This window comes from Rhizorhapis sp. SPR117, assembly GCF_021742065.1.
Map to the genome: position 1 here is coordinate 12,572 of NZ_JAKKIE010000008.1, position 25,883 is coordinate 38,454.

Annotated in this window: 31 protein-coding genes; 15 read left to right on the plus strand and 16 right to left on the minus strand. The window is 55.9% G+C overall.

Features of this window, described 5'->3' with window-relative positions:
• The first annotated feature begins 64 nt into the window (after window positions 1–64).
• Window positions 65–637, plus strand: coding sequence for a thiamine phosphate synthase (locus L3X40_RS04885; RefSeq protein WP_338331129.1), 573 nt, complete (start codon window positions 65–67; stop codon window positions 635–637).
• On the opposite strand, the gene L3X40_RS04890 is transcribed toward L3X40_RS04885, so the two are convergent.
• From L3X40_RS04890 to L3X40_RS04915, 6 genes are read right to left on the minus strand one after another with little or no spacing between them, the layout of a single operon-like run.
• Window positions 592–1,512: a ParB/RepB/Spo0J family partition protein gene (locus tag L3X40_RS04890; RefSeq protein WP_237364639.1), complete on the minus strand. Its 921-nt coding sequence runs from the start codon at window positions 1,510–1,512 to the stop codon at window positions 592–594. The genes L3X40_RS04885 and L3X40_RS04890 overlap by 46 nt on opposite strands.
• Window positions 1,509–2,294 carry a ParA family protein gene (locus L3X40_RS04895; protein WP_237364640.1) on the minus strand — a complete coding sequence of 262 codons (786 nt, stop codon included), beginning with the start codon at window positions 2,292–2,294 and terminating at the stop codon, window positions 1,509–1,511. Before L3X40_RS04895 ends, L3X40_RS04890 begins: the two co-directional genes overlap by 4 nt.
• Window positions 2,291–2,923 (minus strand): 16S rRNA (guanine(527)-N(7))-methyltransferase RsmG, encoded by a 633-nt coding sequence (gene rsmG / locus L3X40_RS04900; protein ID WP_237364641.1) that lies wholly within the window; start codon window positions 2,921–2,923, stop codon window positions 2,291–2,293. Before rsmG ends, L3X40_RS04895 begins: the two co-directional genes overlap by 4 nt.
• A complete protein-coding gene (gene mnmG / locus L3X40_RS04905; RefSeq protein WP_237364723.1) occupies window positions 2,920–4,770 on the minus strand; it encodes a tRNA uridine-5-carboxymethylaminomethyl(34) synthesis enzyme MnmG in 1,851 nt (616 codons plus the stop codon). The genes rsmG and mnmG overlap by 4 nt, the downstream gene beginning before the upstream one ends.
• A 59-nt stretch (window positions 4,771–4,829) precedes the next feature.
• Window positions 4,830–6,131, minus strand: a complete 1,302-nt coding sequence (gene mnmE / locus L3X40_RS04910) for a tRNA uridine-5-carboxymethylaminomethyl(34) synthesis GTPase MnmE (protein WP_237364642.1) — start codon at window positions 6,129–6,131, stop codon at window positions 4,830–4,832.
• A 31-nt stretch (window positions 6,132–6,162) separates the two neighbouring features.
• The gene (locus tag L3X40_RS04915) at window positions 6,163–6,420 is read right to left on the minus strand and encodes a DUF6489 family protein (RefSeq protein ID WP_237364643.1); all 258 of its coding nucleotides are present in this window, start codon (window positions 6,418–6,420) and stop codon (window positions 6,163–6,165) included.
• Between the two features lie 172 nt (window positions 6,421–6,592).
• Here L3X40_RS04915 and L3X40_RS04920 point away from each other — a divergent pair, with 172 nt between their 5' ends.
• Entirely contained in the window at window positions 6,593–7,294 is a 702-nt protein-coding gene (locus tag L3X40_RS04920; RefSeq protein WP_237364644.1) for a dienelactone hydrolase family protein, read from the plus strand.
• A gap of 117 nt (window positions 7,295–7,411) precedes the next feature.
• Here the strand turns inward: L3X40_RS04920 and L3X40_RS04925 are convergent, their stop codons facing one another.
• From L3X40_RS04925 to hemE, 4 genes are all read right to left on the minus strand, one after another.
• Window positions 7,412–8,134 carry a YjbE family putative metal transport protein gene (locus L3X40_RS04925; protein WP_237364645.1) on the minus strand — a complete coding sequence of 241 codons (723 nt, stop codon included), beginning with the start codon at window positions 8,132–8,134 and terminating at the stop codon, window positions 7,412–7,414.
• A 22-nt stretch (window positions 8,135–8,156) separates the two neighbouring features.
• Window positions 8,157–9,413, minus strand: coding sequence for a transcription termination factor Rho (gene rho, locus L3X40_RS04930; RefSeq protein WP_237364646.1), 1,257 nt, complete (start codon window positions 9,411–9,413; stop codon window positions 8,157–8,159).
• Between the two features lie 150 nt (window positions 9,414–9,563).
• Window positions 9,564–10,007: a CopD family protein gene (locus L3X40_RS04935; RefSeq protein ID WP_237364647.1), complete on the minus strand. Its 444-nt coding sequence runs from the start codon at window positions 10,005–10,007 to the stop codon at window positions 9,564–9,566.
• On the minus strand, window positions 10,004–11,041 hold the full coding sequence (gene hemE, locus L3X40_RS04940; protein ID WP_237364648.1) for a uroporphyrinogen decarboxylase: 1,038 nt from the start codon (window positions 11,039–11,041) through the stop codon (window positions 10,004–10,006). Before hemE ends, L3X40_RS04935 begins: the two co-directional genes overlap by 4 nt.
• A 306-nt stretch (window positions 11,042–11,347) precedes the next feature.
• On the opposite strand from hemE, the gene L3X40_RS04945 reads away from it, so the two are divergent.
• The 10 genes from L3X40_RS04945 to L3X40_RS04990 all read left to right on the plus strand — a co-directional run bounded on the left by L3X40_RS04945 (window position 11,348) and on the right by L3X40_RS04990 (window position 17,778).
• Window positions 11,348–12,172, plus strand: a complete 825-nt coding sequence (locus L3X40_RS04945; RefSeq protein ID WP_237364649.1) for a pyruvate, water dikinase regulatory protein — start codon at window positions 11,348–11,350, stop codon at window positions 12,170–12,172.
• Between the two features lie 4 nt (window positions 12,173–12,176).
• Complete coding sequence (locus L3X40_RS04950) at window positions 12,177–12,770, plus strand: Maf family protein (RefSeq protein ID WP_237364650.1); 594 nt, start codon at window positions 12,177–12,179, stop codon at window positions 12,768–12,770.
• Window positions 12,767–13,579: a shikimate dehydrogenase family protein gene (locus L3X40_RS04955; protein ID WP_237364651.1), complete on the plus strand. Its 813-nt coding sequence runs from the start codon at window positions 12,767–12,769 to the stop codon at window positions 13,577–13,579. Before L3X40_RS04950 ends, L3X40_RS04955 begins: the two co-directional genes overlap by 4 nt.
• A complete protein-coding gene (coaE, locus tag L3X40_RS04960) occupies window positions 13,576–14,169 on the plus strand; it encodes a dephospho-CoA kinase (protein WP_237364652.1) in 594 nt (197 codons plus the stop codon). The genes L3X40_RS04955 and coaE overlap by 4 nt, the downstream gene beginning before the upstream one ends.
• Before the next feature lie 21 nt (window positions 14,170–14,190).
• Window positions 14,191–14,889 carry a DNA polymerase III subunit epsilon gene (gene dnaQ / locus L3X40_RS04965; RefSeq protein WP_237364653.1) on the plus strand — a complete coding sequence of 233 codons (699 nt, stop codon included), beginning with the start codon at window positions 14,191–14,193 and terminating at the stop codon, window positions 14,887–14,889.
• A gap of 48 nt (window positions 14,890–14,937) precedes the next feature.
• Window positions 14,938–15,525: a ribosome hibernation-promoting factor, HPF/YfiA family gene (gene hpf / locus L3X40_RS04970; protein ID WP_237364654.1), complete on the plus strand. Its 588-nt coding sequence runs from the start codon at window positions 14,938–14,940 to the stop codon at window positions 15,523–15,525.
• Window positions 15,526–15,629: 104 nt separating this feature from the next.
• Complete coding sequence (locus tag L3X40_RS04975; RefSeq protein ID WP_237364655.1) at window positions 15,630–16,097, plus strand: PTS sugar transporter subunit IIA; 468 nt, start codon at window positions 15,630–15,632, stop codon at window positions 16,095–16,097.
• On the plus strand, window positions 16,084–16,596 hold the full coding sequence (locus L3X40_RS04980) for a PaaI family thioesterase (RefSeq protein WP_237364656.1): 513 nt from the start codon (window positions 16,084–16,086) through the stop codon (window positions 16,594–16,596). Before L3X40_RS04975 ends, L3X40_RS04980 begins: the two co-directional genes overlap by 14 nt.
• Window positions 16,589–16,924 (plus strand): DUF1491 family protein, encoded by a 336-nt coding sequence (locus L3X40_RS04985; protein WP_338331127.1) that lies wholly within the window; start codon window positions 16,589–16,591, stop codon window positions 16,922–16,924. Before L3X40_RS04980 ends, L3X40_RS04985 begins: the two co-directional genes overlap by 8 nt.
• 173 nt (window positions 16,925–17,097) lie before the next feature.
• Window positions 17,098–17,778, plus strand: a complete 681-nt coding sequence (locus tag L3X40_RS04990) for a cell wall hydrolase (RefSeq protein WP_237364657.1) — start codon at window positions 17,098–17,100, stop codon at window positions 17,776–17,778.
• Between the two features lie 27 nt (window positions 17,779–17,805).
• Here L3X40_RS04990 and L3X40_RS04995 read toward each other — a convergent pair whose 3' ends face one another.
• Window positions 17,806–18,438, minus strand: coding sequence for an ankyrin repeat domain-containing protein (locus L3X40_RS04995; protein WP_237364658.1), 633 nt, complete (start codon window positions 18,436–18,438; stop codon window positions 17,806–17,808).
• Window positions 18,439–18,510: 72 nt separating this feature from the next.
• Between L3X40_RS04995 and L3X40_RS05000 the strand changes: the two genes are divergently transcribed.
• From L3X40_RS05000 to L3X40_RS05010, 3 genes are read left to right on the plus strand one after another with little or no spacing between them, the layout of a single operon-like run.
• Window positions 18,511–19,137, plus strand: a complete 627-nt coding sequence (locus L3X40_RS05000; protein ID WP_445177155.1) for an SCO family protein — start codon at window positions 18,511–18,513, stop codon at window positions 19,135–19,137.
• Window positions 19,134–19,565: a YcgN family cysteine cluster protein gene (locus L3X40_RS05005; RefSeq protein WP_237364660.1), complete on the plus strand. Its 432-nt coding sequence runs from the start codon at window positions 19,134–19,136 to the stop codon at window positions 19,563–19,565. The genes L3X40_RS05000 and L3X40_RS05005 overlap by 4 nt, the downstream gene beginning before the upstream one ends.
• Window positions 19,543–20,256 carry a M48 family metallopeptidase gene (locus L3X40_RS05010; protein ID WP_237364661.1) on the plus strand — a complete coding sequence of 238 codons (714 nt, stop codon included), beginning with the start codon at window positions 19,543–19,545 and terminating at the stop codon, window positions 20,254–20,256. The genes L3X40_RS05005 and L3X40_RS05010 overlap by 23 nt, the downstream gene beginning before the upstream one ends.
• Window positions 20,257–20,263: 7 nt before the next feature.
• Here L3X40_RS05010 and L3X40_RS05015 read toward each other — a convergent pair whose 3' ends face one another.
• The 5 genes from L3X40_RS05015 to L3X40_RS05035 all read right to left on the minus strand — a co-directional run bounded on the left by L3X40_RS05015 (window position 20,264) and on the right by L3X40_RS05035 (window position 25,767).
• Window positions 20,264–22,393, minus strand: a complete 2,130-nt coding sequence (locus tag L3X40_RS05015; RefSeq protein ID WP_237364662.1) for a transglycosylase domain-containing protein — start codon at window positions 22,391–22,393, stop codon at window positions 20,264–20,266.
• A gap of 88 nt (window positions 22,394–22,481) precedes the next feature.
• The gene (gene msrB, locus L3X40_RS05020) at window positions 22,482–22,886 is read right to left on the minus strand and encodes a peptide-methionine (R)-S-oxide reductase MsrB (RefSeq protein ID WP_237364663.1); all 405 of its coding nucleotides are present in this window, start codon (window positions 22,884–22,886) and stop codon (window positions 22,482–22,484) included.
• A gap of 42 nt (window positions 22,887–22,928) precedes the next feature.
• On the minus strand, window positions 22,929–24,026 hold the full coding sequence (locus L3X40_RS05025) for an NAD(P)/FAD-dependent oxidoreductase (RefSeq protein ID WP_237364664.1): 1,098 nt from the start codon (window positions 24,024–24,026) through the stop codon (window positions 22,929–22,931).
• Window positions 24,005–24,700 (minus strand): methyltransferase domain-containing protein, encoded by a 696-nt coding sequence (locus L3X40_RS05030; RefSeq protein WP_237364725.1) that lies wholly within the window; start codon window positions 24,698–24,700, stop codon window positions 24,005–24,007. The genes L3X40_RS05025 and L3X40_RS05030 overlap by 22 nt, the downstream gene beginning before the upstream one ends.
• Window positions 24,700–25,767 (minus strand): type III polyketide synthase, encoded by a 1,068-nt coding sequence (locus tag L3X40_RS05035; RefSeq protein ID WP_237364726.1) that lies wholly within the window; start codon window positions 25,765–25,767, stop codon window positions 24,700–24,702. The genes L3X40_RS05030 and L3X40_RS05035 overlap by 1 nt, the downstream gene beginning before the upstream one ends.
• Window positions 25,768–25,883 lie beyond the last annotated feature (116 nt).

The following is a 25,883-nucleotide window of genomic DNA, read 5'->3' on the forward strand; positions in this document are numbered from 1 at the left end:
CAGAGCAATGCTATGCCACCAGTCCCGAAATGTCACGAAAGTGCATCTGCCCCGTCTCTGGCTGATGAGTGATGAACGCATCAACGATGAAGCGCTATTGGCAGCAGTCAAGCGCCTGCCCCGCGGCGCAGGAGTCATTTTCCGGCACTATGGCTTGTCACAATCCGCAAGACGATCATTATTCCTTCAAGTGCAGAGCATCACGCGGCGCCGAAAGCTTATTCTGGTTATCGCGGGGTCGGAACGTCTGGCACTTGCATGGAAAGCCGATGGTTTTCACGGGCGAACCCTGCACAAATCCCAACATCGCCATTTGATTCGAACGGCTCCCGTCCATGACCTGATCGAAATCTGCCAAGCGGAACGTTCGGGCGCGCACCTCCTGTTCTTGTCTCCTCTTTTCCCTACACGATCACACCCGCAGGCGACGGAATTAGGGCGGGTAGAATTCGCCTTTCTTGCGCGACAGGCACGGCGACCTGTCGTTGCGCTGGGCGGCATGACGGCAATACAAGCAAAGATATTGCGGCAATTAAACGCTTACGGGTGGGCTGCAATCGATGGATTGAGCAAAACGGAAATGAAGGGCAGTCAGATGCCCTCTCCACTCAAACGGAGGCAAACCATATCGAGCTGATCCAGATTGGAATAACCCAGCGTCAGCGTTCCACCACTGCCCTTGTGATGAATCTGGACATGTAGACCCAACAGGTCAGAGAGATGTTGTTCAAGCGCGGTCAAATCGGCATCATCCCTGCGCGGCGGCTTTTGGGAAACCTTGTTGTTGCGCACTGGCTTCGCCTGCTTTGCCAGTTTTTCTGTTTCTCGAACCGACAGACCCTTTTCCACCACGATCCTGGCCAGGGCTTCGCAATCGGGAGCGCCAATCAAGGCGCGGGCGTGCCCCATATTCAGCTCACCGCGCGTCACCATATACTGCACCTGGGATGGCAGATCGAGCAACCGCATAAGATTGGCCACATGGCTGCGCGATTTGCCGACAAGGCGTCCCAGCGCGTCCTGACTATGACCGAATTCAGCTATCAGTTTCCGATAGGCCTCCGCCTCTTCAATGGGATTGAGATCTTCGCGCTGAATATTTTCAATGAGCGCGATTTCCAGCGTTTCGGTATCGCTGAAATCCCGCACGATGGCAGGAATGCGATGCAATTGCGCCCGTTGCGCTGCACGCCAGCGACGTTCGCCGGCGACAATTTGATACCCTCTATCCAGCGGCCGAACGATGATGGGCTGAATAACGCCGCGCCGCGAAATACTGTCAGCCAGTTCAGCCATCGCATCGGCATCAAAATGTCGACGCGGCTGCTCGGGATGTGGAGAAATCATAGATATATCAATACTTTGTATCGATTTTCCTGAGGAACCTGACGGTGTTCCAACAGGCTCTTCACGCGCCACGTCACCCAGCAGCGAATTGAGGCCCCGGCCAAGACCCGATACCCGGCGAAGCGGCTTTGCAACCTTTTCGCCTGTCTTGTCCGCGTCGCTCATGCGGCTATATCCCGCATAGGCGGGAGCCGCCCGATCAGCTCCCGCGCCAATTGCATATAAGCCTCCGACCCGGAACAGCGATAATCATATATAAGCGCCGGTAAGCCATGACTCGGGGCTTCCGACAGACGCACATTTCGGGGAATGACGGTATCGAACACCACATTGCCAAGGCACGCCCGCACATCGTCGGACACCTGTTCCGTCAAACGGTTGCGCCGATCATACATGGTCAGAGCAACTCCCAATATGGAAAGATTTGGATTGAAACGACCGCGAATTCGCTCAACAGTTTGCAGTAGCTGACTAAGCCCTTCCAGCGCAAAAAACTCGCATTGTAGCGGGACCAGCAACGATTGTGCCGCGACCATCGCGTTTACGGTCAATAGCCCAAGCGAAGGCGGGCAATCGATCAGACAAATATCCCAGCGCCCTTCAGGTGCCTGGGCAAGACCGTGATCGAGTCGATGCGTGCGTTCTTCATAGTCAATCAGTTCGATCTCCGCCCCCGACAAATCCTGCGTCGATGGGATGATATCGAGATTGGGAACCCGCGTTGCGATAACCGCTTCAGCCAGACCGCACTCTCCGGTGAGCAAATGATAGCTTGACCAATCGCGTTCAGCCTGGCCGACGCCCAGCCCAGTTGACGCATTACCTTGCGGATCGAGGTCGACAAGCAAGGTTTTCCATCCGGTCGCGGCGAGCGCGGTGGCCAGATTGATAGCAGTGGTGGTTTTGCCCACACCGCCCTTCTGGTTTGCAACTGCCAAGCGTATCATTTTCTGCCCCTTTTCCGGACTGACCGGCCCAGCAATATAGCGCTTTCCGGATCAGTGATACTCGGTTCCACGTGAAACAGCCCCTGCCACGCGGGTCGCACCTGTTGCAATTCATTCTGGCAATTTTTGCCCTTTGGCAAAAGCCAAATCGTTCGGTCACTCGAGAATCTGACCGCTTTTTCAAACAATCTGTCCAACGGTGCGAAAGCACGAGCGCTGATGACCGAGACCGGGGCCGTAACCTCAAGCGACTCCAGACGCAAACCATGCACCGTTACCCGCGTCAATCCGAGCTCCACAATAACATGGTTCAAAAATGCAATGCGCCCTTTACGGGACTCGACCATTTCAACGCACCAGTCACTCAAAATGCCTATGACAATAGCTGGCAGACCTGCGCCCGATCCAAGATCAAGCCATGTGCCGCCATCATTATCCGGGGCGTGGCGCAGGAGCTGAGCGCTATCGACAATGTGGCGCGCCCAGACATGATCACGGGTCGACGCAGCGATCAAATTTTGCTGCTGCATCCCCTCCAGAAGAAGCTCAACATAGGCCGTCAGCCGATCCATTGTTTCACGTGAAACACCAGAATCGTCCAACCAGAGCTTCGCGTCATCCTCAGTCACGCAGCCTTCCGTCTCGCGTGAATCAAGATGGCGGCAAGAGCGGCTGGCGTGATCCCACGGATGCGTCCGGCCGATGCAAGCGTTTCGGGTGCCGCCGCTTCAAGGCGCTCTATCATTTCAATCGATAGGCCAGCGACCGTCCGATAATCAAGGGATGCAGGAAGGTGGACTGCCTCATTAGCGCGTAACGTTCGGATCTCCGCTTCCTGCCGCTCCAGATAGGGCGCATAATGCGCGTCTTCAAAGATTTCATTGCATAGATCGATGGGCAGGTCTGCCATCTCTGGAACATGTTCCGTAAGTTGCGCCAGCCCAACTTCCGGGAAGCGGGCCCATTCAAATAGCGATCGACGCGACCCATCCTGCCGCACAGCGCAACCGAGCTTCATCATTTCGGAAGCAGTCACCACCCGATGCAGCAGCGCTTTAATCGCCGATCTCGCATCGGTCCTGTCCTTGAACCATGCATGTCGCTGCTGGCCAACCACGCCATGCGCGATACCCACCCCCGTCAGCCGGGTACACGCATTGTCGGCACGCAGGCGTAAACGGTATTCTGCGCGGGCGGTTAGCATACGGTAGGGTTCGGTCACTCCCTGCAAAGTCAGGTCGTCGATCATCACTCCAATATAACTGCTTACCCGGTCAGGGATAAGAGCGTCTTCCCCTCGGGCAAAAGCCGCAGCATTGATACCGGCGACGAGCCCTTGCGCTGCGGCCTCCTCGTAACCCGTCGTACCGTTGATCTGGCCCGCGCAATAAAGACCTGGAATGCCACGCACCGCCATACTGCTGTCGAGTGCGCGCGGATCGATATGGTCATACTCGACAGCATAGCCGGGAACGACGATCACCGCGGCCTCCAGACCGGCCATGCTGCGGATCATGCTTTCCTGTATGTCGACTGGTAATGATGTGCTGATGCCGTTGGGATAGACGAGGTGGTTATCCAATCCCTCTGGTTCCAGAAAGATCTGATGACCATCGCGGTCTCCGAACCGAAAAATCTTGTCCTCGATGGAAGGACAATAGCGCGGCCCCCTCCCCTCTATCGCTCCGCTAAATAATGGTGAGCGATCAAGGCCAGTCCGGATGATCTCGTGGGTGCGTTCATTAGTTCGGGTGATCGCGCAAAATATCTGGGGCAAAGGGCGCCGCGAAGTCAGCGCCGACATTGTCCATTCGCCACTATCGGACGGCTGTTGAGGCAATGCAGCCCAATTGATGGTGCGGCCATCGATCCGGGGCGGCGTACCTGTCTTCAATCGGCCAATGGGCAGGCCAGCATCCCGAAGCTGTTGGCCCAGAGTGACGGCTGAACGCTCGCCGGTCCGTCCTCCAGAAGCGACATCCTCTCCGCGGAAAAGCTTGCCGTTCAGAAAGGTTCCTGTCGCCAACACAATGGATGACGCTGGCAGAACAGAACCATCGGCGAGGCGCAAGCCGCTCACCCGTCCACTGTTTATATCCAGCGCCACAACTTCGGCTTCGATGATCTCCAGTCCCTGCTGCGCGTCGAGCAGCTCATGTATGGCAGCCTTGTAGCGCTTGCGATCCGCCTGAATGCGCGGACCCTGCACTGCCGCCCCCTTGCTGCTGTTGAGCATGCGATAGTGGATGGCCGCGGAATCTGCTGCTCGCGCGATCAGGCCGTCAAACGCGTCGACCTCGCGGACCAGATGTCCCTTGCCTAAGCCGCCAATCGCCGGGTTGCAGGACATTGCACCGATCGTTTCCCGGGAGAAACTGACGAGCGCCGTGCGCGCGCCCTTGCGCGCAGCAGCTGCGGCAGCTTCACAACCGGCATGGCCTCCGCCAACCACAATCACGTCAAACATCGTCCGCATAGCGGCGCTCATACCTAATTTAATTCCTTGGGTCAAAATTGTTTCACGTGAAACGTCTCTCACTTTCCGATGCAGAAAGAACCAAAAAGCGTATTCAGCATGTCTTCTGTACTAGCCCGACCCGTTACCGCGTCGAGTGCAGCCCGAGCCACCCGCAGATGTTCTGCAACAGCCAAATAATCACTCGTTTTCATGCCCATCGCAAGTTCATGCTTCAACTGCGTCAGCGCCACGCGCTGACGCTTGTTCAGAGCGTATTCCCCGTCACGAGGCAACAATGTTTGCGCACGTTCGACAAGCATTTTTTGCAGCACACTCATCCCCTCGCCCGTTAAGGCCGACAAGCTGATGTCAGATTCCGGATACGCCCGCTCTCCAGGCAAGTCAGACTTCGTCTCTATACGGATCAACCGGTCTACGAGATCTTGCGGACATAATTCCGGCGGCCCCAGCCATAGAACGATATCACCTTCCACCATGGCGCGACGGGCAAGGTCTATGCCAATGCCTTCGATCTCGTCACCGCTTTTATCCCGCAAGCCTGCAGTATCCGTGACGAGAAAAGGGAAACCTCCAATAGCGACCGGCACCTCGATCCGATCCCGGGTCGTCCCGGCAATGGGGGACACAATGGCTGCATCACGCCCAACCAACGCGTTGAGCAAAGTCGATTTACCAGCATTAGGGGGGCCAGCCAGCACCACGCGAACACCGTCGCGTAAACGCTCCGCAGTCGGACGCAGCAGTTCGCCTTCTATTTCCGCTACTATCCTGCCAAGCGCCTCTGCAACCTTTTCCTCGGCACTCCCCGACACATCGTCTTCATCCGAAAAATCCAGCTCGGCCTCAACCAGGGCGGAAATCCCAAGTATATCTGTCTGCCACTGTGCGACTCGCCTTGAAAAATAACCCTCTGCCATTGCAATAGCGCTACGGCGCTGCGCTTCGGTTTCGGCAAAAAGCAGATCAGCAAGACCTTCAGCCTCACTTAAGTCAATTCGTCCATTTTCAAAAGCACGACGCGTATATTCTCCGGGCAAAGCTTCTCGCATGCCGTCCTGCCCCGCCAACGCGGAAATCACTGCCTGAACTACCGCCCGACCACCATGCAAATGCAGTTCGGCTAGATCTTCTCCTGTAGCGGTATCAGGTCCCGGAAACCACAGCACCAACGCGCGATCCAGATGCTCCCCGGTAGTCGGATGACGCAGTGTCCGCACACTTGCCCTGCGCGGCAATGGCAATTTCCCGGCCATCGATTTCACTGCCATGGCAGCCAGCGAGCCGCTTATTCTGACTATGGCAATGGCGGCAGGCGGCATCCCGCTCGATAGAGCGAAAATGGTGGCGCGCTCCGTCATATCTGGCAGCTTTTACATCGCGCGTGCGGGTTCATTTATCGGATTTGTCGGTGCTCCCGCCCCCGCCCATGCCAAGATTCATCATCTGCTGGAACAGACGCATTCCGGCATCGCCCATCATAGGCGAAAAGTTGCTGAACAGTTTTTCCATCTGCTCTACACTGTTTGAACCGTTCATCGTTTCCAACATAGTCTGAATATATTTTTCATGGATGGGCGACACATCAGGCAGCCCCAAAAAGGTGCGCGCTTCCTCTGGCGTGCAATCCACGTTCACGGTGACATTCATGGACTTCTAGCTCCCGGTGTTATCAAGGCGGCATTGCAGCAACCTGTCTCCTTCATGCCGCATGATCGGGCAGATTGCCAGTTTTTCAATATAGCGCAAATATTTGAAGTCTCGCCGTGACGTGACATAGTGCGGTAGCGGTTCCGACTCAGAAATCAGAAAAGGATTTGGCATGAGCGAAATGATCTCCGTCCCCACCCTGGAAGGCGATAGTGTTTTTGGCTGCTACGTTGCCCAACCCGAAGGCAAACCCAAAGCGGCGATTATTGTCATTCAGGAGATATTCGGGGTGAATGCCGGTATTCGAAGCAAGTGCGACGCATGGGCCAAAGCAGGCTATATTGCCTATGCGCCCGATCTTTTCTGGCGCATCAAGCCCGGCGTTGAATTGGACTCCGACATCCCGGATGAATTCCAGACAGCGCTGCAACTAATGGGCGAATTTGACCAGGGGCTTGGTGTCCGTGACATAGAAGCCGTCATCCATGCAGCGCGCAAAACTCTCGGCAACGGAGCCAAGGTGGGATGTGTCGGATACTGCCTTGGCGGACGCCTGGCCTTCATGACGGCGACCCGTACCGACATCAGCGCGTCCGTAGGGTATTACGGCGTGGGTATCGATAACTTGCTGCATGAATCGCATGCCATCGCACACCCTGTCATGCTGCATGTTCCGACCGCCGATCATTTTGTGCCACCTGAAACGCAAAAAATTGTGCATGACGGATTGAACAGCCATCCCAAAGTCGTGCTGCATGATTATCCCGGCCTCGATCACGGCTTCGCCGCTGAAACAGGAAAGCGCCGCAATGATGCTGGCGCCAAGCTGGCCGATCAACGAACAGCAGATTTTTTTGCGGAGCATTTAGGCTGATACGCGTGGGCCACGCCTTATCGCCTGGCCAGCTGAAATCACCAGTTCGTTAGGTTGCCAAGCTTTTTCGCCCTGTTGCGGAGATAAGAAGCGTATAACCATATGGGTGAAAATAGTTCACGCCAGAAGCGTCAGTATCCCGACCTGATGATCGACAATTCCATCGTAGATCATCTTGGCTGCAACATAAAGGATGATGACCAGACCAACATACGCGATCCAGCGGTAACGCTCGATATATTGGGCGATAACGTTCGCAGCGAGTCCCATCAGCGCAACCGAAAGTAACAGTCCGATAATGAGGATGCCCGGATGTTCGCGGGCTGCACCTGCAACAGCCAGAACGTTGTCGAGAGACATGGAAACGTCGGCCAATGCCACTGCCCATGCGGCTGCGGCAAAGCTCTTCGCGGGACGAAGGCCGCTATGCTCATCGCCTTTTATTTCAGGCGATCCCGCACTTTGCCCTGTCGCGTGCAATTCGCGCCACATTTTCCATGCTACCCACAGCAACAACAAGCCGCCTGCCAGGATCAGGCCCACAACGCCCATCAGCACGCTTACGGCCAATGCAAAGACAATGCGCAGGGCCAGTGCCGCGCCAATCCCGATCAGGATGACCTTGCGCCGCTGATCGGTTGGCAAACCAGCGGCCAGCGCACCGACAATGATAGCATTGTCCCCTGCCAGCATAAGGTCGATCAACAAAACCTGACCAAAAGCTGCCAGAGCTGATGGATTATCCAGATTGGTGAAATCATGGACTATGCTGGCCCAAATTTCGGCAGGCGTCCCAAGAGAGGCTGCCGCGGCAGCACCAGCTGTAATGAAATCGATCATGACTGGGTAACGCTCTCTGCCCTTACTGGTTCATGCTGTCGAAGAAATCTTCATTGGTCTTGCTGTCTTTCATCTTGTCCAGCAGGAATTCCATGGCGTCGATGGTGCCCATTTGCATAAGGATGCGGCGAAGAACCCACATTTTGGAAAGCTTGTCCTTTTCAACCAGCAATTCTTCCTTGCGCGTGCCGGATTTGCCGACATCAAGCGAGGGGAAGATACGCTTGTCGGATACTTTACGGTCCAGCACGATTTCGCTGTTGCCGGTGCCCTTGAACTCTTCGAATATGACCTCGTCCATACGACTGCCGGTGTCGATCAGTGCAGTGGCGATGATGGAGAGCGAACCCCCTTCCTCGATATTGCGGGCAGCGCCAAAGAAACGCTTGGGGCGTTGCAGTGCATTGGCGTCAACACCGCCAGTTAACACCTTGCCGGAGCTGGGGACCACGGTGTTATAGGCGCGACCAAGACGGGTGATGGAATCGAGCAGAATGACGACGTCTTTCTTGTGTTCCACCAGACGCTTGGCTTTTTCAATCACCATTTCAGCAACCTGGACGTGACGCGAAGCGGGTTCATCGAAGGTCGAACTAATCACCTCGCCCTTCACGCTGCGTTGCATGTCGGTCACCTCCTCGGGCCGCTCGTCAATCAGCAGAACGAGCAGATAAACCTCTGGATGATTGTCTGTGATCGCCTTGGCGATGTTCTGGAGAAGCACTGTTTTACCCGTGCGCGGCGGAGCAACGATCAGAGCGCGTTGGCCTTTGCCTTGCGGTGCAATAATGTCGATGACGCGAGCCGACTTGTCTTTGACGGTGGGATCTAACGTGTCGAGTCGCAGTTTTTCATCGGGATAGAGCGGTGTCAGATTATCGAAATTGACGCGATGGCGGACGACCTCCGGGTCATCGAAATTGACAGCTGTAAGCTTTGTCAGTGCGAAATAGCGTTCGCCGTCTTTCGGGCCGCGGATTTCGCCTTCGACCGTATCACCAGTGCGCAGACCGAATTTACGCACCTGATTAGGCGAGACATAGATGTCATCCGGACCCGCAAGGTAATTGGCTTCCGGACTGCGCAAGAAACCGAAGCCATCGGTCAGCACCTCAATTGTGCCCAGACCCATGATCTGCTCGCCATTTTCAGCCTCAGCCTTCAGGATCGCGAACATCAGATCCTGCTTTCGCAGGGTCGAAGCACCTTCCACACCCAGTTCTTCCGCCATGGAAACGAGTTCGGCCGGGCTTTTTCTCTTGAGTTCTTTAAGGTGCATGGGTGGTAAATCCGGAAATCTGGAATGGTGAGAAGAGCCGGATCGCGCTTTTGGGGAAGGGATTCTTGATGCGCGAACGGCAAAGAACGATGGTTCCGCGTTACGCCGGGACTCTTCGTTAGTCAACGGGATTTGGAACGGACAGGTCCGTCAGAAGGGCCGAACGATGGCAAGAACAACAATGATCGCCGCCAATATCCCGGGGGCCTCATTCCACATCCGCAGCTTCTTGTCGTTAAAGGGCCGCAAGCCTGCCGCGAGCTTCTTTGAATAACCAACCGCCCAGCCATGATACCCCGACAGAACCAGCACAAAGAATAATTTGGCATGAAACCAGCCCTCGGCCCAGGCATTGGTATGAAAAGCCAGCATCAAACCGAAAACCCACACGATGATCAACGACGGGTTGAGGATGATCTTGCGTAATCTCCCTTCGCGCCGAATCCATTTCTGTTCTTCATCCGAACCAACCGCGCATTCCTGATGATAGATGAAAAAACGCGGCATCATGAAAAGGCCCGCCATCAAAAAGATGACGAAAATGATATGACCTGCAAGAACCCAGAGATAGGCGTTGCCGAGAAAACCTGTCATTTGTCCTCCTTGCGGACTAATTTTATCAGCATTTCAACATGTTCGATCGGCGTATCCGGCAATATCCCATGGCCCAGGTTAAAGATATGCGGCCGATCCACAAATGCCGACACAATATTTTCGGTCGCAGTTTTCAATGCCTCACCACCTGCAATCAACGCGAGGGGATCCAGATTGCCCTGTACCGGAAGTCCTTTTGGGAGAACCTGGTTTGCCCAATGCGGATCCACGGTTTCATCAAGACCAATGGCATCCACGCCTGTTCCCTGCGCATAAGCAGCCAGTTTTCCGCCGGCGCCCTTTGGAAAACCAATGATCGGGATTCCCGGGCAGCGAACCCGCAATTGCTCCACAATGGCGCGATTTGGCTCAATTACCCATTTATCGAATTCAAGTGGGGACAGACTGCCCGACCAACTATCAAATAATTGAATAGCTTCGACCCCCGATTCCACTTGCCCGGCCAGATATTCAACCGTCAGATCAATGATCGCATGAATGATTTTGCCAAAACGCACAGGATTGCCGTAAGCCAGACGACGAGCCAATCCATGATCCTTGCTGCCTGCGCCAGCGACCATATAGGTCGCCACTGTCCATGGGCTTCCAGCGAAACCCAGAAAAGTGGTATGTTGCGGTAATTCCGCCTTCACCAGCTTTACAGTTTCATAAATTGGTGCAAGCTTTTCCCGGCGCAAAGTCAGCCCGGCAAGGTCATTTTCGCACAGCGGCGGCGCAAGCCTTGGCCCCTCTCCCGCCTCGAACCACAAATCCTGCCCGAGCGCATAAGGGACGATCAATATGTCGGAAAACAAGATCGAACCGTCAAAGCCGAAGCGGCGAAGCGGCTGCAATGTGATTTCTGCTGCCGCTGGACTGTCGTAGACCAGCTCCAGAAATCCACCCTTTTCAGTACGCAAAGCGCGATATTCCGGCAGGTAGCGTCCGGCCTGCCGCATCAACCACAAAGGCGGAATGTCCAGTTTTTCGCCATGCAGTACGCGTAACAATGTCTGGGCGTTCGGGTCAGTCAACCAGGGTGTTCCTTCTTCACTATAATCTTAAAAGAATGATATAAGGATAGATGATGATAGTAGGTTCATGGAAGAGCGGGGTTTATGCGTTAAGCCCGCTCTTGCCAACAGCTTGTCTCAAAGAGGATGAAGATTCAGAGGCGAGTCTCGTCGGCTTTCCACGTTACACACAGGCTGTGGGTGAAATAACCAAGCTGTAGACGAGCTGTGGACAAAAATCCGGTCAGCGCACATGAAAATTTCCGTACCGCGGTAGTAGCATTCTATCCCTTGCTTTATGCACAACCTATCCACAAAGATGTCGGGATGACGCGGCTTCACCTTCATCTTTTGTCCGACTCAACAGGCGAAACATTGGAAAATATCGCCAAGGCGGCGATCGCGCAGTTCGACAATGTCGAAACTATCCGGCATTTCTGGCCCATGGTTCGGTCCGAAGTTCATCTGGAACGGATACTGGAGGAAATTTCCCAAAATCCCGGGCTGGTCCTTTTTACGCTGGCTAACCAGCAATTGCGACGAAAACTGGAAAATCGTTGTCGCGCCTTCGGGCTTCCGATCGTTGCCGCGCTGGATCCGGTGATGGATGCCATGTCCAACATATTGGGACAGGAAACGCGAAATCGCACGGGCCGCAAATATATTATGGACGATGCCTATTTTGCCCGGATCGACGCTATTCAGTTCACGATTGCCCATGACGACGGCGTCAATTGGGAAAATTGGGAAGAGGCGGATATACTTCTTGCCGCTGTATCGCGTGCATCAAAGACGCCGACGTCAATCTATCTCGCCAATCGCGGCTACAAGACGGCGAATATTCCACTGGTGCCGGAATCTCCGCCCCCGCCCTCTCTCTTTACGTTGAAACACCCCTTGATCGTTGGCCTGACCACCAGTGCCGATCGATTGATCCAGGTACGGCGCAATCGACTTTTATCGCTGAACCAGGCACCCGAAACGACCTATGTCGATCAGGAAAAGGTCAAGGAAGAAGTGGCATTCGCCCGACGGATATTTGCGGATAATGGCTGGCCGGTGATCGATGTCACGCGTCGATCGATCGAAGAAACAGCCGCTGCGATTATCAATATATACAACGAGCGGTATATCGCTCAAGCTGACGGCTGAAGAAATGCTTGTCCTCGCTTCTCAAAGTGCCAGCCGACGGATGATGCTGACCGCAGCAGGAGTGCCGCATGAAGCCATCGCGCCCGGTGTTGATGAAGATACGGCGAAAGCGGCCCTTCGCGCGGACGGTCTTGATGCACGCAGTTTGGCCGATGCACTGGCCGAACTCAAATCCATGCGCATTTCACGTCGACGGCCCGATGATCTGGTGTTGGGATGCGATCAAACACTGGCCCTTGAATCAGGTGAATTGATCGACAAAGCGGAAAATCGTGAAGATGCGACTCGAATTTTAAAGCTTTTGTCCGGCAAGTCCCACTATTTGCATAGCGCTGCCGTTATCTCGCAGGGTGGAGAGCCGGTATGGCGGCATCTGGAACGCGTCAAGATGACAATGAGACCATTGTCGGACTCGTTCATCGCTACCTATTTAGACGCCGACTGGGACGATTGCCGCTGGTGTGTAGGTTGCTACCGGATTGAAGGTCCCGGGGCGCAGCTTTTTGTGCGGGTCGACGGAAGCCACTTCGCGATTCAGGGATTGCCGTTGCTGCCGTTGCTGGAGTATCTTCGGATCAGGGGAGTGCTGACGTCATGACACTGCCTTATGCTGAGGTAATTGGTGATCCGATTGCGCATAGCAAATCGCCGATCATTCATAATTTCTGGCTGAAAAAGCTGGGTATAAAGGCGGATTACCGCAAAACGCTGGTCCCGCCAGACGGTCTTGAGATATGGCTCGATGAAAGGCGCGCCGATCCGCTGTGGCGTGGGGCAAACCTGACTATCCCACATAAAGAAAAGATATTGCCTCTTGTGGACGATCCTGAAGGTCTTGCCACAAGCGTAGGAGCTATGAACATCATTGTCCCCCATGGCGCCAAAAGGCCCAGCGGACACAATAGCGATATTAGCGGATTTGCCGAACCGCTCAATAATATCATGCTGAAGGGTAAAACAGCTGCTGTTTACGGTGCGGGAGGGGCGGCACGCGCGATTCTTGTCGCTCTGCGCAATATTGGCATAGCCCATGTGACCATTCTCAATCGTAGCGAAGACCGCGCTTGGGGGTTGCTTAAGGAATTGGGAATCAAAGGTAATGTTCTTCCTCTGTTTGCGCCATTGCCGGCGGTTGCATTGGTCGTCAACAGCACGGCACTCGGCATGGCAGGATATGACCCGTTGAATCCCGATCTGTCGGGCTTGCCGAGCGAGGCCATTATCTATGACATTGTCTATGCGCCGCTTGAAACGGCTTTGCTGGTCGAAGCGGCTGGCCGCGGTTTGCGGACTTTGGATGGTCTGAATATGTTGATAGGTCAGGCGGCGACAGCTTTTATGCTTTTTTTTGGTGCAGAGGCGCCGCGCGATCATGATTTCGAATTGAGGGCGCTGCTTACGGCATGAGCGTATATGCCCTCACAGGCTCCATCGGCATGGGCAAGTCAGCCGTCGCGGCCATGTTCCGCAAGGAGGGAGTCCCGGTGTTCGATGCCGATGCCGAAGTCCACAAACTGCAGCAATCTGGCAGTTCACTCGTGCCAATCATCGAGGCGCGCTTTCCCGGCACAACTGGTCCCCAAGGTGTCGACCGGCAGAAATTGGGAGCAGTCGTGCTTGGTCATCCCGCAGAATTACGTGCTCTGGAACATATTATCCATCCTGCGGTTGCCCGGGCGAGGGAAAAATTTCTGCGTCGTTACCGCGCACGTCCAATGGTCGTGCTGGATATTCCGCTTTTGTTCGAAAAAGGCCCCCCATCCAGCCTCGCAGGTATAATCGTGGTTACTGCGCCCGCCTGGAAACAGCGACGCAGGGTGTTGCGGCGCCCGGGCATGACACCGGCAAAATTCAAAGCGATCAAAAAATTACAGCTCCCCGATGCTGAAAAAAGACGTCGGGCTGATTATATCATTGATACAGGCACGACATTCGAGCGTACGCGAGCCGCCGTCCGGCGGTTGACCGCTTGTCTAAGTCGCCGCGCAGGCCGATAAGGGATTGGAGAGACTCAAAGCATGCGCGAAATCATCTTCGATACAGAGACGACCGGGTTCGACCCTCAAACTGGGGACAGACTTGTGGAAATAGGCTGCATCGAACTTGTCAATCGTGTACCCACGGGCCAAACCTTTCATGCTTATTACAATCCCCAACGGCCCATGCCCGCAGCGGCCGAGGCAGTTCATGGCCTTTCCGATATATTCCTTTCCGACAAGCAATTATTTCCGGCCGGCGTCGATGCGCTGCTCGAATTTCTGGGTGATAGTCCGCTGGTCGCGCATAATGCCAAGTTCGACTTTGGCTTTCTAAACCATGAATTGACGCTTTGCGGTCGGACCGGCATCAGCATGACGCGGATGATTGACACTGTTGCCATGGCCAGAACACTGCACCCAGGCGCCAAGCACAGCCTGGATGCACTCTGTACCCGTTATGGCATAGACCGCAGCCATCGTATTAAACATGGTGCGCTGCTGGATGCGGAACTGCTGGCCCAACTTTATATCGAACTGACCGGTGGGCGGCAGATTGGGCTGGTGCTGGGTATTGAGACTGAGAGGAAGGCAAATGGTCTGTGCAGCATTGCCACTCAGGCTCGTTCTCATCGTCCGGCACGCGCACACAGCGCCTCATCGGCGGAACTGGAACGGCATGCATCATTTGTAGCGGCGCTGGACAAGCCTTTGTGGCTTGATTCCGGTTCTTCTGCATGAAGGTCCGGCTATCCTGTCTGGATTAGCCGGTTTGAAGGAGAAGAAACGATGGATATTCGTGTTTCCGGACATCAGATCGATACGGGCGACGCACTGAAAACCTATGTTGATCAGCGGTTGCAATCGATGGCCGAGAAATATTTTGCCCGAACTATCTCCGCACAGGTAACATTCGGCCTGGCGCCACACAGCGCCTTTCATTGCGATATCATATGTCATGTGATGCAAGGGCTGGTACTGAAAGGAGCGGGCGAGGCACAAGATGCCCACCTCGCTTTTGAACAGGCGGCAGAGCGTATCGAAAAGCAGCTGCGCCGTTATATGCGTCGATTGAAAGACCGTCATGGACAGGCATTGGCGGCGGAAGCGGCGCGAGTGCCTGATGGAGCAATCGACGGTGCAGCCTATACAATTTTCGAGGCCGCAAACGAGGAGGAGGAAGCGCCTGAAGCTCCGTTGATCGTGGCGGAAACCCGTGTGGATATACCCGAAGCAACGGTTTCCGACGCCGTCATGATGCTCGACCTGCGGAATACCAACGCGCTGTTGTTCCTCAATAGCGGGACCAGTAACTATAATATGGTGTATCGGCGCCGTGATGGCACAATCGGTTGGGTAGAACCCAGAAGCAGTTGACCTGATCCCGCCCAGTCCCTATCTGGCCGGGCTTCAGTTTCAGATGCAACACAGGATCGACCGGAACACGTACTTTAGTTTCCGGTCGACCGTTCGAGTTTATTATGCCTCATTTTGATGATATTTTACTGCCAAAGGCGCTCAATAGCCGCCTGATTGCAAGCAACAAGAAACAATTATTCCAGCGCATCGCCGAAATCGCTGCGACAGTTTATGCTCTTGATGAGCATGTGGTTTTCGAACGCCTGATGGAACGCGAGCGCCTTGGTTCTACGGGATTCGGCGGCGGTGTGGCTATTCCTCATGCGAAACTCGATAATTTGACGAGTATGAGAGCTGTGGTTGTATTGCTTGAAGAGCCGGTCACCTTCGATGCTGTGGATGGGTTGCCTGTTGATCTTGTCTTTGCGCTGTTGTCACCCATCGACAGTGGTGCCGAGCATTTGAAGACACTCGCGCGCGTGTCGCGTTATTTGCGTGATGAACGCCACATGGCGCGATTGCGCGGTGCGGGATCGGACGAAGCGCTGTTTGCCCTACTGGCGGGAAACGAGGCGCGTGACGCGGCTTGATCCGCCCACAGGCCATCCGGCCGCTAGCGGTGAAACCGCGCATTTTCGCGCGCTGGAACGGCTGTATCTATCCGCACCCATCAATCGGATTTTCAAATCACGCCTGACTATTACCGAGCAGGGCCACAGTCGGATAGATTTTTTGGTGGATGAGAATTTCTACCATGCTGCTGGCGCAGTTCACGGCACAAGTTATTTCAAGATGCTGGACGATGCGGCCTTTTATGCCGCGAACAGCCTGGTTAATGATCGATTTCTGTTGACCACCGCGTTCAACCTGCTGTTCACCAAACCGCTGACCACCGGACCCGTCGTTGCGGAAGGACGGTGGATCAGTGGCAAGCGTCGCGTTTATGTCGCTGACGCTCGGCTTATCGACGCCGCCGGCGATGAGGTGGCACGCGGAACCGGAACCTTCATGCGGTCGCATATACCGCTCTCCTCACTTTCCGGCTATGCGCCCGAACCGGCAAAGGGTGGTCGTTCCAACCGTGTCTGACCGGCTGACCAGCCGCATGCTAGCAAGCGCTCTGATCCGCCGCGCAGGACAGGAGGGAGGCTTTGCTACCATTGTACGCAAGGGCGATGAAGTTGCCGGAACCATTTTGTTGATATGCCTCGAAAGAGGGATTGAAACCGGACTGTTCGAACGGATTCCCGATTATGCTGGTGGATACAGGCTGGTCCCCTGCGGCCCAACGGGGAGCGAATCGCAGACCGAACGCACGCAATATATTGAGCGTCGTACCAAGTCAGACCCCGATATATGGTTAATAGAACTTAACATCCCGCAACCGGAACGGTTCGCCGCTGAAACAATTTGTTAAGCATTGACTTTGGCAGCCTGCCAGACGAAGAGCCCCCTGCTCAACGCGCAGGTTACCGTATCCGGTCCAGGGGGGACATGATCGGCAAACACGCAGACGGGGGGCGATCGAACGTCCGGGTCTAAGGTTTTTTGGGTGTTCAGGATCGACCAACCGCATGAACATGTGACTTTATGAGTTTGCGTTTGAAGGCTGCCTCATTGGCGGCAATTATTATATCTGCAGTTGCTTCACTGGTTGCAACAGATCCCTCACTTGCTTCCGGGGCCGCCGATTCCGCGGGAACCGTTGCCATGGCGAGCCGCACCTTGTCTTCCACCGATGCTGTTTCAGCCATGCAAGACACAGCGCCTCAATCTCCAGTTTCCATCGTTCATAACGCTGATGGCTCCGTGACCGTGACGCCGCGCATTCTGGACGATACCGATATGGATTCGGATGCATCAAGCCTTGCTGAATTGGTGAAACAACAGGACGTTTCCGGTACGCTTGATTCTGAAATGCAGTGCCTTGCCAGCGCAGTGTATTTCGAATCCAAAGGCGAACCCCTTGCGGGACAGCTCGCTGTCGCTCGCGTGGTCATCAATCGCAGCGAATCGTCACGTTTCCCCGACAGTTTATGTGGCGTCATTTACCAGCGAAGCCAGTTTTCTTTCGTCCGTGGCGGTCGGATGCCGGCGATCAATACCTCAAGCAAGGCATGGCACAGGGCCGTTGCCATAGCAAAGATCGCGCTGGATAATAGCTGGACTAACGAAGCCAAGGGCGCTCTCTATTTTCATGCTCGCCGTGTCTCACCGGGCTGGAGACGTACCAAGCTCGTCGCCATCGACAATCATATTTTCTATCGCTGAGGTAAATGGTCGCTCGTTGATCCAGAATTACAATTTGGGCCCTTCTACCTCGGCTGTCGCCTTTTGTGCCGGCTTTGCTGTATCGAGTGCTGTCAGCAACGACGAACTCCGGCTGTCGCGTTTAGCATAGTCGCGTGCGGACATGCCGGCCAATGTGTCCGCTTTTTCAGGATTTGCACCACCTGCGATGAGCAATCGAACCATCGGCAGGTCGCGGAGCTGCACCGCGCGGATCAGCGGAGTTTCGCCCTTGTCATTGGTTTTGTCGACCTGCGCGCCTGTGGCAAGCAATAGCTGTGCGCCGTCAAGAAAACGAAGCTCCGCCGCCAACATCAGCGGTGTAGTGCCCCTATTGTCTGCCACATCGGGTTTGGCTCCCTTGGCCAGAAGGAAGTTGAGCCAGACGGCATCTCGCCGCGAGATAACAATGTGCAGGGCGGTTTCACCTGTTTCTCTATCCCGTGTATTGATGACCGTAGTACCAGGCTGATCGACGAATTCAGTGGCTTTGGCCCCATCACGATCCCTGATGGCCTTCAGGAAATTATAGCTGTCGGAAAATTGCGCATAGGTCGAGCTTGGGATCAAAACTGCCGCTGCCAAGCCTGCAAATACCGTTGTTCGCGTCAGAGCAAAAACTATCCCAAGTCGACCACGCATGTCTCGCCACCCTGTTCATTTCGTCGGAAGTGATTGAATTTCTATTCTTAGCAAGGCATGGCTGGCTACGCTATGAACAAAGCTTGTTTTTCGATCGCTTTTCTCGCTGCATTGTCGCTTGCGGCCTGCAACAGCTCACAGGACGGGGCGGCCCGGCAAGGTGAAGCGCCGCTGGCCGGGGCCAGCATTGGCGGACCATTCACCCTGACCAATCAGGATGGAGCAAAAGTTTCCTGGAAGGATTTCGATGGCCAGTACCGGATAATGTATTTCGGTTACAGCTATTGCCCGGATATATGTCCGCTCGACCTGCAAAAGCTGATGCAGGGCTATCGTCAGTTCGCCAAGCAGGATTCTGCGCGTGCGGCCAGGGTGCAACCTATCTTTATCACCATCGATCCCGAACGCGATACCGTTCCGGTTGTGAAAAATTATGTTTCTGCCTTTGATCCCAAACTCATTGGCCTTACCGGCACGCCCGAGGAGATTGCAAAGGTCGCAAAGGAATTCGCCGTCTATTATGCAAAAGACGGCAAGGACGGAGCCAGCGATTATCTGGTCAATCACAGCCGCTCGCCTTATCTGATGGGGCCTGATGGCAAGCCCATCGCCATCCTGCCTACAGACCAGCCGAACACGGACGAGGATGAAGGGTCCCCGCAAGCAGTGGCGGCTGAACTTGATCGCTGGGTGAAATGAACACGCCGTTTTGGGAGCGGCCGCTGAAAGAGTTGGATCGGGCCGAATGGGAGGCGTTGTGCGACGGCTGCGGCAAATGCTGTCTGCACAAGGTCGAGGATGAAGATACCGGCCGTATCTATCCCACAAATGTCGCCTGCAAGCTGCTTGACCGGCACAGTGCCCGATGCAGTGATTATCGCCATCGCAAGGCCTTTGTTCCCGATTGCCTGCGCCTCACTCTTCCCATGTTGAAGGACATTGCGTGGTTGCCCGAAAGCTGTGCTTATAAATTGCGTGCTGCGGACAAGTCGCTGCCTGAATGGCATTATCTGATCTGCGGTGATCGCGAAGCGGTGCATCGTGCGGGTCAGTCGATTCGCGGATGGACCGTATCGGAGACGCAGGCGGGTGATCTGGAACATCATGTGGTCGAAAGAGAGCTCTGACGACCGACTGACTGTCGGGGGTATCGAATATCCCTTGCGTGTGCGGCGCCATGCTCGCACACGATCCTTTCGGCTATCTATCGACCCTGCCAGGCTGGAAATTCGTCTTGGCCTTCCTCCCAAGGCCAGCCTGCGAAAGGCTCTCAAATGGGTAAGCGAGCAGCGGGTTTGGCTGGAAGGACAACTGGCTGCGGCGCCCGACACCATTATTCTATCGCACGGTGCTATTATTCCCTTTGAAGGACGCGATGTGCAGATCAACTGGTCGTCCTCTGCCCCGCGTCGCGTGGTGCAAGAGGGCGATAGCTTGGTGGTAGGCGGCCCTCAATCGAGTATTTCGCCTCGGATCCTGCGTTGGCTTAGACAGGTGGCGCGGGAAAAGCTGACGCATGAAACCGGGCTCTACGCAGCACGGGCAGGGCTGCGTCTTGGTCAGGTGTCAGTTGGCGATCCCCGTTCACGCTGGGGCAGTTGCGCCGCAAGTGGTAATATCCGGTATAGCTGGCGGCTGATCTGCGCGCCGATCTTCGTGCGGCAAGCGACTGTGGCGCATGAAGTCGCGCATCTGGCGCACATGGATCATAGTCCCGCTTTTCATGCCCGCCATGCACAAATTTATGGCGAGGACCCTGCTCCTGCGCGACGTTGGCTTCGTGAACATGGCGCAATGTTGCACCGTATCGGCAGGTAAGGAGATCTTATTGGGGAGGCGGACTCTGCGGCGCCGTTGGTTGTTGACGCGGAGGATTGGCGAGGGTGGCCGGAGGTGCGGGTGACGCAGGCGTTCCTTTACCATCCTGGCGGCCCAGCACTTCGTCGATCCATCTCTGGTCAAGCCGGGGGGATGTAGGCACGCTGCCGGGAGCGCTTTCGCCTGGGACCTGGGGTGCCGCGCCCACTATTCCGTCATTAGGCAGGGTTTCCAGCGGCATCCCGTTTTCGTCAACATACATCCCATTGTCAGGAGCGCCGAAATACGCTTCATCATCGGGTTCCAATTGCCATTCGGGCAGTTTAAGCGCGGTGTCGAATTCTTCCGCCGGCCGTTTGGCGACCGCTACCTTCATATATTGGGCGAAAGCCTGGGCGGGCGCTCTCCCGCCCTGCAAACCGCCGACCGCGCGCGCATTGTCGCGGCCCATCCATACGCCCGTGGTAATGCCGCTCGAAAAGCCAAGAAACCAGCCATCCTTGTTGCTGTTGGTGGTGCCGGTCTTGCCCGCCACTGGTCGGCCGATTTGTGCCGCGCGGCCCGTGCCGGTATTGACCGCAGTCTGTAACAGGTCGGTCATGCCAGCTGCGACCCATGGCGCCACCAGAACCCGGCTGGTGTCGTCCTGATGCTCGTACAACAGGTCGCCGTCGGCAGTCGTCACCTTGGTTATGCCATAGGGAATGACAGCCACGCCCTTGCGACCAACGGAAGCAAATGCGCGGGTCATGTCAATCAACCGCACCTCCGACGTGCCAAGCACCATGGATGGATGGGTATTGACCGGGGTGGTTATGCCAAAGCGGCGGGCCATATCGGCAACGGCGGAAAATCCGACCTCTGCGCCTATTTTTGCGGCTATCGTATTGACGGAATAGGCAAAGGCGGTGCGCACGTCGATTTGCCCATTGAAATGGCGAGAACTGTTGCGCGGCTGCCAACCATTAATATCGACCGGTTCATCCACGACAGCCGTATCGGGGGTAAACCCAGCCTCCAATGCCGCCAGATAGACGAACAATTTGAAAGCTGAGCCGGGTTGACGCTCGGCCTGGGTTGCGCGGTTATAGTTGGAACTGACATAATCCAGGCCGCCAACCATAGCGCGTACCGCTCCATCGCGGTCAAGCGAGACCAATGCACCCTGCGTTCCGGCAGGAGCATTGTTACTGACGGCCAGAGTCGCAGCGCGCTGCATTTTAAGATCGATCGTTGTCCACACGTCCAGCGGCTGCGTGGTTTCATCGATTAGCGTATCAAGCTGCGGCAAGGCCCAGTCGGTGAAATAGCGGACGCTGTTCTGCGGTGCTTCCGGCGCCATGACGATGTCTTCGGGGTTGGCCGCTGCCGCTTGTGCTGCTGTTATCGCACCGTTTTCCTTCATGACGTCAAGAACGACTCCTGCCCGTCCGATAGCGGCCTGTGCATCGGCCGTTGGTGCATAGCGCGAGGGCGCCTTTACCAGGCCAGCGACAATGGCCGCTTCACCAAGGCTGAGTTCGGTTGCTGGATGGCCGAAAAATTTGCGGCTTGCCGCATCGATTCCATAAGCGCCGCCGCCAAAATACACTTTGTTAAGGTAGAGTTCCAGAATCTGCTGCTTGGAGAATTTACGCTCCAGCGCCATTGCCAGGATCATCTCCCGTGCTTTGCGCCCGAAACTGTAGCTGTTGTTCAGGAATATGTTGCGGGCGACCTGTTGCGTGATGGTCGAGGCGCCTTGCATCCTTCGACCGGTCCCGCGATTGGAAATCGCAAGCCATGTGGCGCGGGTTAGGCCAATGGGATCGATGCCGGGGTGCATATAAAAACGCTTGTCCTCGATGGACACCATGGCGTCGACCATGATCTTTGGAATCTGGCCATAGGGCAGCCATTTGCCGAAACTTGGTCCCAGGGACACGATGACCGAGCCGTCGGCGGCGTGAACACGGATCATTTGACCATTGGGCGAGGATTTCATGGCCTCGTAACTGGGCAAGGACGACATTGCCACAGCGACCGCCACGATCAGCGCAATGCCCCCTGCAATTCCTGTGAACAATCCGATCTGGAGAATACGCATTACGATCCTGCGCATTCGTCCCTGCGACTGTGTCTTGTTTGATTTCGCCATCTATGTGCCCGATTACGCGCTGCCTGCTCCGCCTACAAGCGCTTTGCGGCTTTACCGGTGATGAACGGCAGGGATTTTGAAGGATGGTCTATTTGTCTTCGCCATGCGGTTTGAAATCTAGCGAAGCGCTGTTCATGCAATAGCGCAGGCCGGTAACCCCCGGCCCATCGGGAAAAACATGGCCCAGATGCCCCTCGCAACTGGCACAGCGTATCTCTACCCGGCGCATCCCATGGCTCATATCGATATGCTCGACGACTGCATCGCCATCGACTGGCGCAGTGAAGCTGGGCCAACCCGAACCGCTGTCATATTTCTCGCCGCTGTCGAACAGTTCCGCGCCGCAACCTGCGCAAAAATAGCGGCCTTCGGCTTCATTATGATAATATTTTCCGGTAAAGGCGCGCTCGGTACCTGCTTCGCGCAGAACATGATATTGCTCCGGGGTCAGTCGGGCTTTCCATTCGGCATCAGAGAGAATCTTCTTTTCCATTGCGCGAATATGGTGTCCGAACGCCGCTGGATCAATATCCTATTACACCCGTGTCGCCCGCGCGATCATCGTCGTTGCTCCGGGTATCGCCGCCAGCAGGGCAAGGGGCAAGGCGGCAATATCAGGATGCCGACCAACGCTGCCCAGCAGTTCCGCGATTGCAAGTGGCCGACGCAGTTGGCGGGCAAAGGCGCGTTGATAAGCGGAAGCGGCGGCACTACCGCCATCTCGCCAATATTCCACGGCGCACCGGGCACTGGCCAGTGCAATGCCAATACCTTCACCAGCAAGAGAGGTAATGACGCCAGCCTGATCACCCAGACGAAAGATACCCGGTTGTGTCGTTCGTGCACGCCAGCCATAGGGGACCCGGCCAATAGCATCGATATGCGATGCGGCAGGCATGCCTGCCAGCCGTTCGGCCAGAGCGGGACTATCCTGCGCCAGTTCGGCAAAAAGCGCTGCGGGGCGGGTTTGGGCGACGCCCAGGCGGCTTTTGCGCACGGCCATGCATAGATTGGCGATTGCCCCTTCCTGTACAACAATCCCCAGATAGCCACCGTTGAATAGATGCATTTCAATATGGCCGCTCAGAATATCGATCAGGGTGTTGGATGCAGGTAGCCGAAAGCGCAGGCCCAGCATCGGATCGTTCCCCGCTGCATGCCTTGGGCGTGGCAGTCCGCGCAGATCGTGCTTGCCGGTAGCGAGAAACAGGCTTTCCGGCGTCAGAATTCCTCCATCGTCGAATCGCAATTCGCCCGTTTCCGTCCGATATTCGGATATGGCAATGCCGCGCCGCACGACCACGCCCAGAGTTTCTGCCTTTGCAAGTAACAGGCTGTCCAGCCGCCCGCGCGAAACGCCTCTTGCAGGCGCGGGCAGCGGTAGTTCGTAGATACGGCGTCCCGCAAAAATGCGCAGCGTATGGACTTCATGGCCTTGCAGTTCGTCACCCGATAGACCGAGTGTTTCCAGCGCTTCAAGGGTTTGCCAGCTGAGAAACCCCCCGCATAGTGGATCGCCTGCTATGGCCTGCCGCTCGATAATCGTCGAACCGGATCCCGCTTTTGCGAGGCGGATTGCAGCGGCGGCGCCAGCCGGTCCTCCGCCGATGATCAGCGGCGGCGTTCGACGCATAACCGAAACGGGAAATAGCGCCGCACATGCGCAACACTGGTCAGGTCAGCCGCGGCAAGCATGGCTCGCCACTCTGCCGGGCGAAAGGAACGTGCGATGCTGAGCTGCCCATCCTCCCGCACGATGGGGTGAACACGCAGCAGGCGGGCGAGCAGGGGGAAGCTGCGATAGGCAAGACCATGACGATGCAGGTCGTTGATGAACCACCCGCGTGTGGCGTGTCGTTCCATGAAGAGCAGAAAAGCGTGTCGTTCCGCATCGCTCATATGATGGGTGACCAGACTGCTGACGATGAAATCCCACGGTTCGTGCGCCAGATCCGCATAGTCACCGCTGCGGTATAGTATCGGCGCGCCTGCCGGATGCAGGGCCCGCGCTACCGCCTTGCTGCGTGAGTTCAGGTCGATGCCGGTCAGTTCGCATAACAAGCCATTTCGCCTGCTCCAGCGATAAATGCTGCGCAGCATTCCACCATCGCCGAAGCCGACATCCAGCAAACGAAAGGGCCGGTCTCGTCGTGCAGCGCGGCATAGAAAATCCAGCGTAGGCCGCACAGCAAGCGTAGCGATATTGACGCGGCCAAGCCCTTGCAGCGCTGCGGCATAATCTGCGTCCGGCAGATCGACTGAGTCCATCTGCTCTTCTTCCAGCGCGCGGATGGAAAGGTTGTGCATCATGGACTTGAGAATGAGAAACCTTCGGCGGCAAGTCCCGGACCGAAGGCCAAAGCGATGCCATTCCGGGGAACTTTGTCTGCCAGCATTCCAGCCAATACGAACATGAGTGTAGCCGACGACATATTGCCGAATGCATCCAGCACAGCCCGGCTACTGTCGAGGGCGTGTTCGGGCAGATCCAGCCCATGCGCCACGGCATCCAGAATCGATCGCCCCCCTGCATGCACAGCCCAGCCGTCCACCTCTTTGACGCCCTCCGGGCATAATATTGCGCGCATTTCAGATTCCGCCAATGCATTGGCAATGCGCCTGGGTACTTCGCCTGACAAATGCATGGCAAAGCCATGATCGCCGATATGCCATTGAATCAGGTGCTGACTATCGGGAAGCGTCGCGGCAAAGGGAGCATCAATACGCAAACCCGCCGGATCTGCTGTCACCAGTGCCGCCGCTGCGCCGTCGCCAAATTGCAGTGCGGCGAGAAGGGTTTCCAGCCGGTCATATTTTTGTAGATGCAGGCTGGATAGCTCTACGCAAATAGCAAGCACGCGTGCGCCCGGATCAGACCGAACGATATGCCGAGCAGAACGTAGCGCGGCGGCGGCGGCGTAGCAGCCCATATAGCCGACAAGCAGCCGCTCGACCGAAGGCGATAAGCCGAGCGCGTGGGCAATGACCTGATCGACGCCCGGCGCCACGAACCCGGTGCAGCTTGCAACGACCAGATGGGTTATACCATCCGTTTTCACTTGTTTTGCAAGAGCGTCAATTGCTTGCAATGCCAGTGCGGGCGCTGCCTGCGCATAGAATTTCATGCGCGTCGACGTTGGAGGAAATTCGGCGCTCGCATAAAATCCGCCCGGCTCCACCGGCGATCCTGTGCCGTTTGCTTTTGGCAGGACCGACCAGCGGTGGGAAATGCCGCTACGGCGCGCCATCCGCTGAAACAGCGCGCGGTCGGTGTCGCTGGTCAGTTGCGCTTGCGCCCATGCGATGAAAGGCTGATGGATGTCATGACCGGGAACAGCAGTGCCAATGGCATTGATATAGGCAGCAATGGCGATGGTTTGGACCTTCCATGTCGTCAGCGCGGGATCGTCCCGTGGTATCTGCCCTGTTGAACGGGATACTATACTCCTAGGTCTTCAGGACAAATAGGGAATCAATGTCCGTGTTGAGG

Coding starts and splice junctions, on each gene's coding strand:
- L3X40_RS04975 (WP_237364655.1), top strand. CDS start 15,630: ATGCCTCATTTTGATGATATTTTACTGCCAAAGGCGCTCAATAGCCGC.
- L3X40_RS05015 (WP_237364662.1), bottom strand. CDS start 22,393: ATGGCGAAATCAAACAAGACACAGTCGCAGGGACGAATGCGCAGGATC.
- L3X40_RS04895 (WP_237364640.1), bottom strand. CDS start 2,294: ATGATACGCTTGGCAGTTGCAAACCAGAAGGGCGGTGTGGGCAAAACC.
- rho (WP_237364646.1), bottom strand. CDS start 9,413: ATGCACCTTAAAGAACTCAAGAGAAAAAGCCCGGCCGAACTCGTTTCC.
- L3X40_RS04950 (WP_237364650.1), top strand. CDS start 12,177: ATGCTTGTCCTCGCTTCTCAAAGTGCCAGCCGACGGATGATGCTGACC.
- L3X40_RS05005 (WP_237364660.1), top strand. CDS start 19,134: ATGAACACGCCGTTTTGGGAGCGGCCGCTGAAAGAGTTGGATCGGGCC.
- L3X40_RS04935 (WP_237364647.1), bottom strand. CDS start 10,007: ATGACAGGTTTTCTCGGCAACGCCTATCTCTGGGTTCTTGCAGGTCAT.
- L3X40_RS04885 (WP_338331129.1), top strand. CDS start 65: ATGAGTGATGAACGCATCAACGATGAAGCGCTATTGGCAGCAGTCAAG.
- L3X40_RS05025 (WP_237364664.1), bottom strand. CDS start 24,026: ATGCGTCGAACGCCGCCGCTGATCATCGGCGGAGGACCGGCTGGCGCC.
- L3X40_RS05000 (WP_445177155.1), top strand. CDS start 18,511: ATGAACAAAGCTTGTTTTTCGATCGCTTTTCTCGCTGCATTGTCGCTT.
- hpf (WP_237364654.1), top strand. CDS start 14,938: ATGGATATTCGTGTTTCCGGACATCAGATCGATACGGGCGACGCACTG.
- L3X40_RS04945 (WP_237364649.1), top strand. CDS start 11,348: ATGACGCGGCTTCACCTTCATCTTTTGTCCGACTCAACAGGCGAAACA.
- L3X40_RS05010 (WP_237364661.1), top strand. CDS start 19,543: ATGTGGTCGAAAGAGAGCTCTGACGACCGACTGACTGTCGGGGGTATC.
- L3X40_RS04915 (WP_237364643.1), bottom strand. CDS start 6,420: ATGAATGTCACCGTGAACGTGGATTGCACGCCAGAGGAAGCGCGCACC.
- L3X40_RS04890 (WP_237364639.1), bottom strand. CDS start 1,512: ATGAGCGACGCGGACAAGACAGGCGAAAAGGTTGCAAAGCCGCTTCGC.
- coaE (WP_237364652.1), top strand. CDS start 13,576: ATGAGCGTATATGCCCTCACAGGCTCCATCGGCATGGGCAAGTCAGCC.
- dnaQ (WP_237364653.1), top strand. CDS start 14,191: ATGCGCGAAATCATCTTCGATACAGAGACGACCGGGTTCGACCCTCAA.
- mnmG (WP_237364723.1), bottom strand. CDS start 4,770: ATGCGGACGATGTTTGACGTGATTGTGGTTGGCGGAGGCCATGCCGGT.
- mnmE (WP_237364642.1), bottom strand. CDS start 6,131: ATGACGGAGCGCGCCACCATTTTCGCTCTATCGAGCGGGATGCCGCCT.
- L3X40_RS04925 (WP_237364645.1), bottom strand. CDS start 8,134: ATGATCGATTTCATTACAGCTGGTGCTGCCGCGGCAGCCTCTCTTGGG.
- L3X40_RS04955 (WP_237364651.1), top strand. CDS start 12,767: ATGACACTGCCTTATGCTGAGGTAATTGGTGATCCGATTGCGCATAGC.
- L3X40_RS04995 (WP_237364658.1), bottom strand. CDS start 18,438: ATGCGTGGTCGACTTGGGATAGTTTTTGCTCTGACGCGAACAACGGTA.
- msrB (WP_237364663.1), bottom strand. CDS start 22,886: ATGGAAAAGAAGATTCTCTCTGATGCCGAATGGAAAGCCCGACTGACC.
- L3X40_RS04920 (WP_237364644.1), top strand. CDS start 6,593: ATGAGCGAAATGATCTCCGTCCCCACCCTGGAAGGCGATAGTGTTTTT.
- L3X40_RS05030 (WP_237364725.1), bottom strand. CDS start 24,700: ATGCACAACCTTTCCATCCGCGCGCTGGAAGAAGAGCAGATGGACTCA.
- L3X40_RS04990 (WP_237364657.1), top strand. CDS start 17,098: ATGAGTTTGCGTTTGAAGGCTGCCTCATTGGCGGCAATTATTATATCT.